The sequence below is a fragment of the Bhargavaea ginsengi genome (genome assembly GCF_900109165.1).
GTDB lineage: Bacteria > Bacillota > Bacilli > Bacillales_A > Planococcaceae > Bhargavaea > Bhargavaea ginsengi.
This window is the reverse complement of sequence record NZ_FNZF01000001.1, coordinates 1,078,552-1,086,746: the sequence shown is the minus strand read 5'-3', so window position 1 is coordinate 1,086,746 and position 8,195 is coordinate 1,078,552. Positions and strand designations below refer to the sequence as shown.

7 protein-coding genes and 2 rRNA genes are annotated in these 8,195 nt (G+C 55.5%); all 9 read left to right on the top strand.

The features are described 5' to 3' along the window. A 23S ribosomal RNA gene (locus BMX91_RS05200) occupies positions 1-290 on the top strand; the annotation flags it as partial. A gap of 188 nt (positions 291-478) precedes the next feature. Continuing rightward, positions 479-594, top strand: a 5S ribosomal RNA gene (gene rrf / locus BMX91_RS05195). Positions 595-1,144: 550 nt separating this feature from the next. Further along, the gene (locus tag BMX91_RS05190; protein ID WP_092050655.1) at positions 1,145-1,942 is read left to right on the top strand and encodes a transporter substrate-binding domain-containing protein; all 798 of its coding nucleotides are present in this window, start codon (positions 1,145-1,147) and stop codon (positions 1,940-1,942) included. Positions 1,943-2,022: 80 nt separating this feature from the next. Beyond that, a complete protein-coding gene (locus BMX91_RS05185; protein WP_092050652.1) occupies positions 2,023-2,667 on the top strand; it encodes an amino acid ABC transporter permease in 645 nt (214 codons plus the stop codon). Continuing rightward, the gene (locus tag BMX91_RS05180; RefSeq protein ID WP_092050650.1) at positions 2,664-3,392 is read left to right on the top strand and encodes an amino acid ABC transporter ATP-binding protein; all 729 of its coding nucleotides are present in this window, start codon (positions 2,664-2,666) and stop codon (positions 3,390-3,392) included. The genes BMX91_RS05185 and BMX91_RS05180 overlap by 4 nt, the downstream gene beginning before the upstream one ends. Before the next feature lie 177 nt (positions 3,393-3,569). Beyond that, positions 3,570-4,241: a response regulator transcription factor gene (locus BMX91_RS05175; protein ID WP_092050647.1), complete on the top strand. Its 672-nt coding sequence runs from the start codon at positions 3,570-3,572 to the stop codon at positions 4,239-4,241. After that, a complete protein-coding gene (locus BMX91_RS05170) occupies positions 4,238-5,623 on the top strand; it encodes a sensor histidine kinase (RefSeq protein WP_092050645.1) in 1,386 nt (461 codons plus the stop codon). Before BMX91_RS05175 ends, BMX91_RS05170 begins: the two co-directional genes overlap by 4 nt. A gap of 80 nt (positions 5,624-5,703) precedes the next feature. Further along, positions 5,704-6,105, top strand: coding sequence for a hypothetical protein (locus tag BMX91_RS05165; RefSeq protein WP_092050643.1), 402 nt, complete (start codon positions 5,704-5,706; stop codon positions 6,103-6,105). Continuing rightward, positions 6,102-8,186, top strand: coding sequence for an MMPL family transporter (locus BMX91_RS05160; RefSeq protein WP_092050641.1), 2,085 nt, complete (start codon positions 6,102-6,104; stop codon positions 8,184-8,186). Before BMX91_RS05165 ends, BMX91_RS05160 begins: the two co-directional genes overlap by 4 nt. Positions 8,187-8,195 lie beyond the last annotated feature (9 nt).

Genomic DNA, 8,195 nt, shown 5'->3' with positions numbered 1-8,195 from the left:
CCCTATCCGTCGCGGGCGCAGGAAATTTGAGAGGAGCTGTCCTTAGTACGAGAGGACCGGGATGGACACACCGCTGGTGTACCAGTTGTCCTGCCAAGGGCATCGCTGGGTAGCTATGTGTGGACGGGATAAGTGCTGAAAGCATCTAAGCACGAAGCCCCCCTCAAGATGAGATTTCCCATGGCGCAAGCCAGTAAGATCCCTCGAAGAAGACGAGGTGGATAGGTCCGGGGTGGAAGTGTGGCGACACATGGAGCTGACGGATACTAATCGATCGAGGACTTCTCCTCAAGGAAGTGCCGAAGCGGCTGAACAGCTGCGACAGGCATAAGACGAACGGCGGAGCGGGTCCTGACCCGCATAGCTGGACGGCTTATGACCAAGCAGCTAGCCGCTGAGGCCGGACCATGGCACGTGGAAAGATTCGGTATACGAATACAATGTCAGGTTTATCCGGTTTTGAGCGAACAAGCTCAGGTCCAGTGATAATGGCGAAGAGGTCACACCCGTTCCCATCCCGAACACGGAAGTTAAGCTCTTCAGCGCCGATGGTAGTCGGGGGCTTCCCCCTGCAAGAGTAGGACGTCGCTGGGCACAAGGCCGTCTCCTTATGGAGACGGTTTTTTTGTGCGGAAAATTAAATGCACTTCAGGTTGAAAGGCAGCCTGTCCGAGGGTCACATGCATCGCTGGATTTCATTAAACGGGGCTGTCCAATAAGCAATTAAATTCTTGTATCATGGCAAACAGCAGTGGTGTCGGGAGACTCCTCGAAAATGCTTCGCATTTCCCTTGTGCGTGCTTGTTTGAGGAGGCTTCCCTGTCCTACGGGAATAGCCTTAGCCGAAGACGCCGGAAGACGCCGCAGGAGGGAGTCCGAGGAGTGCAGCTAATGCCGCTCAATACTTTCGCTTTTGAGCGCAGGTGCCAATCTTCGCATTAGTGCCGGAAACGCCTGCGGAAAGCGACCAGAGCCGTTGGAAAGACAATTTTCGGACAGCCCCGCTCAGTGAACACGCTAAAGAGTCTGTATATGTAGCCGCTCTCCTTTTTGAAAAGCCGGAAATTATCGAATTATCATTCTAACGACACGGCGGTTGTGGTATTGTTGAGTTGGATGATTCTAAAGACAGGGGGGCTTTTGATTGAAGAAGTTAAAGTTTTTGCTGACACTTGCAGCGCTTGTACTGTTCCTGGCAGCCTGCGGGAGCGAGGACGATGGAGCGTCTGAAGAGAATGGAAGTGCCGGCGAAGGGGGCGGCGATGGCGAGACGTATACGGTCGGCATTGACACGACCTATCCGCCATTTGAATTTGAAGACAGCAACGGGGATTACAAGGGGATTGACGTGGATCTGATCACAGCCATCGCAGATAGCCAGGGGTTTGAAATTACGCTCGAGCCGATGGACTTCGGCGGAATCATCCCGGCTCTTCAGGCAGGCCAGCTGGATGTGGCCATTGCGGGGATGAGCATCACGGATGAGCGAAAGGAAGTCGTCGATTTCTCAGATCCGTATTTTGAAGCAGGTCTGACGCTTGTTGCCCAGCAGGAAAACAATGACATCGAGGCGCTTGAAGATCTGGATGGAAAGACTGTTGTTGTCAAATCCGGCACGACTGGTGCCAAGTTCGCACAGGATAACCAGGACGAGTACGGGTTTGAAGTCACAGTGCTTGAAGACAGCCCGTCCATGTTCCAGGAAGTGTCGAACGGCAATGCGGATGTCCTGATTGAAGACTATCCGGTCATCGCGTATGCGATTGCGGAAAGCAATCTGGACCTGAAGATCGTGGGCGACCGCCTAAACGGAGACAACTACGGCATCGCGGTCCTGAAGGGTGAAAACGCAGATCTGCTCGAAAAGATCAATGCCGGTCTTCAGGAGCTGAAAGACAGCGGCGAGTACGATGAAATCCTGAACACCTATATCTCGGAATAAGCCGGACAGGCAAACGGCGCGCTGAGGCGCGCCTTTTCCATTTAACCATCAGGAATTTGCAACGACGGGGGAGTGAATAAATGGAAACGATTATCGAATCCCTTCCCATGCTGTGGGAAGGTCTGAAAATGACGCTTTATATTTTTGCTGTCGCCATTGTCCTTGGCTTTCTTATCGGACTTGTCATGGCGCTATTGCGGCTTTCGCCGTTAAAGATTCTGAACTGGATCGCCAAAATCTTCGTGGATGCAATACGGGGTACGCCGTTTATCGTCCAGTTGTTCTTTATTTATTTTGGCCTGAACTCATTTTCCTGGGTGTCCCTGGATAAGGAATGGGCCGGAATTGTCACGGTCGCAATCAATGCCGGGGCATACTTCGCGGAAATCATCCGTGCGGGGATCCAGTCCATCGACAAAGGACAGACGGAGGCAGCGCGCTCACTTGGACTCACACAGTCCCAGAACATGCGCCATATCGTCCTGCCGCAGGCATTCCGGCGGATGCTGCCGACGATCACGAACCAGGCGATCATTTCACTCAAGGATACATCGCTCCTGTCGATCATCGGAGTTGCCGATCTGACGCAGCGAGGCCGGGTCATCGTGAGTGCTACATTTGAACCATTCACCATATACCTGGCACTCGGGGTCATGTATTTTGTCATTATCTATCTTCTGTCACTCTTGTCCGGCTATCTGGAAAGGAGGTTTGTCCTGAGATGAGTATGATTCAGGTGAACAATCTCAAGAAATCATTCGGGGATCTGGAAGTCATCAAAGACATGTCCACTGCCGTGGAGCCCTCCGAAGTAGTTTGTGTCATCGGGCCTTCGGGATCGGGAAAGAGCACGTTTCTCCGGTGCCTGAACCGACTGGAGGAGATATCCGGCGGTCATGTCTATATTGACGGGGTGGATATCACCGACCCGAAAAACAACATCAATCAGATCCGTCAAAATGTCGGGATGGTATTCCAGCACTTTAACCTGTTTCCTCATATGACGGTTTTGGATAATCTGACGCTCGCACCGGTCAAGACCGGAAAGCTGAAGCCGGAAGCTGCAGAGAAAAAGGCACTTGTCCTGCTGGATAAGGTCGGTCTGGCCGCCAAGGCAAAGGCTTACCCGGGCGAACTGTCGGGCGGCCAGAAACAGCGTGTGGCGATCGCCAGGGCACTTGCGATGGACCCGAAGGTGATGCTGTTCGATGAGCCCACCTCTGCGCTTGACCCGGAAGTGGTCGGCGATGTTCTCGGCGTTATGAAGGACCTTGCAAAAGAGGGCATGACGATGATCGTCGTGACCCACGAGATGGGATTTGCCGCCGAGGTGGCTGACCGGGTGCTGTTCATCGACGGGGGCTATATCGTCGAGGAGAATGTCCCGAAAGAACTGTTCGGCAACCCGCAGCATGAGCGGACAAAAGCGTTTCTCAGCAAGGTTCTATAAGAATACCCAGACACCGCCTCTCTTTACGGGAGGCGGTGTTTTCTGTACATCCATGGGGCTAATATTAGGCTGACTCAAGCTAACTGAAACTCATAAAAGGCATGTAATGATTAGCTGTTCCCGCTTGTCCCCTCTTCCCTCGTATTGCACAATGGATTCAGGAAAGAAGGGATGAACGTGAAGATTCTGGTTGTGGATGATGATCCGGGGATCCGGGAGCTGGTCCGGATCACCCTTCAGGACGCGGGATACCGGGTTGCTGTCGCGGGTGATGCCATCGGCGCACTTTCGCTGCTGGATACGGAACATCCGGATTTGGCGGTTGTCGATGTCATGATGCCCGGCATGGACGGGTTTGCGCTCACGAGGGAACTAAAGTCGTTCAGGGACATGCCGGTGCTGCTCCTGACGGCAAAGGGTGCGCTGGAAGACAAGGAACGGGGATTCCGGGCGGGGTCCGACGACTATGTTGTGAAGCCGTTCGAGCCGAAGGAACTTCTGTTCCGGGTGGAGGCGATTCTGCGCCGCTACAGGAAAGAGGAAGAGGCGCCGATTTTGGCCGGCCCACTTGAAATTGACCGCCAGAGCTATGAGGTGGCCTGCGGAAACAGGACGCTGCTGCTCCCCCTGAAGGAGTTTGAGCTGCTTACAATTCTCGCATCCAGGCCGAATGTGGTGTTTGAGCGTGAACGTCTTCTGGAGCGTGTATGGGGGCTTGATTATGAAGGGGATGACCGGACGCTGTCAGTGCATATCAAGCGCATCAGAGGACGCCTGGAGGGGCTTACAGACCGGGTCTCGATTGTGACCGTGCGGGGAGTCGGATATAAGCTGGAGATCCGCCCATGAAATCACTGTATGGTAAGTTCGTCCTTGCGTCGGTTGTGGTGCTTGCTTCGGGGCTGATCCTGTCCTATCTAATCGTCAATACGGTGTATCACCGTGAAATGAAAGAAGACAACGATGCAAAACATGTCGCGATCGCCGCTTCCATGGCCGCTTTCATTGAGAAGAACGGATCGCTCGATCTTGACCAGTACCTGAAGACCCATGCGTATGCCGGATATATCCTGTACGTGACGGACCGCGAAGGGGGCGGGACTTTCTACGGCGGTCCGTTTAACGACAGGACCCTTCCTCCGGGCACGGTCGGCAAGGTGCTTTCCGGGGAGGTTTATCATGGCATGCGCGACCTGCCTGCTGAGACGTTCTGGGCAGGATATTTCGCCAACGATCTCGCCAACACGGCCGGAGTCCCCTTCACATATGACGGACGGCCACACGCGCTGTTTATCCGGCCGGACATCGGTCTCCTGTTCAGTGAGCTGCACTGGCTGACGGCGATCATGCTAGTGTCGATGGCGGTGATCGGCTTTGCAGCGGTTCTGGTCACGGCCAAACGGCTGATCCGGCCGCTGACGGAACTGACGGAGGCGACGAACCGGGTGGCGGAGGAGCGCTTTACGGAGCTCCCGGATATCCGCCGGGGCGACGAGATCGGCCAGCTGTCGGACAGCTTCCGGAGAATGGTCGGCAAGCTCGCCGAAAACGACCTGGCGCGCAAGGCGTTCATCAGCGATGTTTCGCATGATTTCCAGTCGCCGCTGCAGAACATGCAGGGCTATGCGAAGCTCCTTATGGATCCGGAGCTTCCCGCGGACCGCCGCCATGAGTATGCAGAAATCATCCGGGACGAATCCGCCAGGCTCTCGGCCCTATCCGGCCAGCTGCTGCTCCTGAGTTCGATCGACCAGTTTACCGAGCTGCCGGAACACTGTCTTTTCAGTGTATCCCGCCAGCTGAAAGAAACCGTACGCAGGTCCCGCTGGCCGTTCGAGGAAAAGGGAATTTCGGTGACGCTTGAAGTGGAAGAAGCATCTGTCACGGGAGACCGTGAACTGCTCGGAAAAGTATGGGAGAACCTCCTGTCCAACGCGGCAAAGTACACGACTGAGGGAGGGGAGGTCCGGATCACTGTCAACGATGGCCCGGATGGCGTCACAGTGAATTTTGACGATTCAGGGCCGGGGATTCCGGCAGGGGAGCGTGAGCGGATATTCGAGCGGTTTTACCGTTCTGACAAAGCGAGGAGCGCGGGAGGCGGCACCGGACTCGGGCTTTCGATCGCCGGAGCGGTTATCGCGCTGCATGGCGGCCGCCTCACTGCCGGAGATTCCCCTTCCGGAGGGGCCAGATTTACCGTGTTCCTGCCTGAAAAGACCCAGGGTTGAACGTTTTGTCACCCCAAGTTCATCTTCCGTTCAACTTGGGAACTTATAATGAAATCATCAAGTGAACGGAGGGATTCAACATGCAAGGAAAATGGAGTCTGCGCCTCATGCGCATCGCAGCCATTTTTGGGCTGATCGGTACGGTGATCGGCTCCCACATGGCGGGAGCGGGATCCTATGCGTTCCGCCCGATCCACGCCCATATCCTGCTCGTCGGCTGGCTGTCGGTGTTTTCCTGGGGTGTCTTTTATAAGCTTTACGCGGTGCGCTCACAGAAACTGGTCGCCATCCACGGCTGGACCGGGATCCTCGGTGCGATTGGCCTCACAACGGGGATGTGGCTGCAGTTCATGCAGCCATTCGGGATTAATGAAACGTTCTCGCTTATCTTCTACATCGTCGGCGGGACCACTCTGCTTGTCGCGTTCGCATTGTTTGTCGCGGTAACCTTTATGACTGAGAAAGAAGGGGATCGCCGATGAAAGGGAAACGGAAGTATTGGGCGACCCTGCTCATCTGGATCATTGCTGCCTCCGTGCTGTCTGTTGTGGCACCGGGTGCCAGGGACTTTTTCGAGCCGAATGAAAACTCCGGGCTTCCTGCGGATGAGCCGTCGATCGTCGCTTCGGAGCGCATCAACGATTACTTCCCTTCGGAGGAAGGGGTTCCGGCTATCGTTGTTGCAGAAAACGCGGATGGCCTGACCGAGGAACAGATCACTGCCTTTGCGGAAGCGATCGGCGGGCTTTCCGAAAACGAGTCCTATGAAGACGTGACGGTCATCCCGGCTCAGGCGCTTCTCGGAACAAGGGATACGTTCCTCTCCGAAGACGGAACGGTATTTTTTGCGCCGGTCACGCTGCCCGGCCTGGAAGGGACAGAGCTGAAGGTTCTTCTTGACGACATGAAAGAAACCGTCGCCGCGGAAGCGGGAGACGGCATGGAAATCTATTGGACCGGACCGGCGGGAATCGCTGCCGACGCTGTCGAGCTGTTTTCACGGGCGGATGTTGTCCTGATTCTGTCGACTGTGGCGATCATCCTGGTCCTGCTTCTCATCATCTACCGCTCACCGCTTCTGGCGCTGATCCCGCTTATCGGGGCATCGATCGTCTATACGGTCGTTGATAAAGTGGTCGGACTTGGTGCATCGGCCGGCTGGTATGTCACCGAGAACCAGTCCATCTCAATCATGCTTGTCCTGCTGTTTGCGGTCGTCACTGACTACTCGCTGCTTGTATTCTCGCGATTCCGCGAAGAATTGCGGACACATGAAGATACCGCCGAGGCGATGGATGCGGCGGTCAAGGGTGTCAGAGAACCGATCTTCTTCAGCGGAAGCACGATCTTCCTCGGTGTCCTTACTTTGTTTGTTGCGCTTTACGAGTCCTACCGGAACTTTGCGCCGGTGTTCGCCATTGCTGCTGCGATCATTCTTATCGCCGGCCTGACATTGCTTCCGGCACTGTTCGCCATTGCGGGGCGCAAGGCATTCTGGCCAAGGATTCCGGCTTATGGCGAAGAGAAAGCAAAAAAGAAGACGATCTGGGCCCGGCTTTCGGAAAAGGTCACGGCCCGTCCGGTCGCATTCCTGATTCCGGTGCTGGCCGTGCTCGTCCTCGCTTCGATCAACACGGTCAACTACAAGGAATCGTTCGACCTGATCAAGTCGTTCCCGGATGATCTGTCTTCACGCCAAGGATTCGAAGTGCTCGGCGATACGTTCGGCGAAGGGGAGCTTGCTCCGGGAACGGTGCTTGTCGTTTCTGAAGGCACAATCACGCCGGACCAGGCTGCCGAACTCGCGACGGCCATCGAACAAGAACCGGGCATCGCAGGAACCTCGTTCCAGGGCATGCCGGTATCGGAAGACGGCGAGGCGGTCCAGGTCACGGTCACGTTCGACTCGAACCCGTATGAAAGCGACGCGCTTGATGCGGCGAACCAGTTGAGGGACCGCGGCATGGAGATTGCGGAAGAGGCGGGAATCAATGCCGCCGAATTCCATCTGGCCGGCCAGAGCGCGATCAACGCGGACCTACGGGAAATCAATGACCGTGATACGCTCATCATCATGATCGCCGTCGCGGTCCTGATCACGCTTATGCTGGCGTTCCAGACCCGTTCGGTGATCGCGCCGCTGTATCTGATCGGCACGCTGCTGCTGTCATTCGCTGCGACGCTCGGATTGTCGATCTTCCTGTTCGATGTGTTCTTCGGGACGGATGAAATCAGCTACCGCATCCCGCTTTACACATTCGTCTTCCTGATCGCGCTGGGTGTCGACTACTCCATCATGCTCATCGCCCGGATCCGTGAAGAGCGGAAGCATCACGAGCTGAAGGAGGCCGTCAAGCTCGGTATCGAGAAGACCGGCGGCGTCATCAGTTCGGCAGGTCTTATCCTGGCCGCGACATTCCTTGTGCTTGGAACGATGCCGATTTACGAACTTAAACTGTTTGGCATTATGATGGCACTCGGTATCCTGATTGACACATTCGTCGTAAGGCCGCTGCTGATCCCGGCAATCATCCTTTTGCTCGGAAAGCGGAGCGGAATCTGATCAACCAAA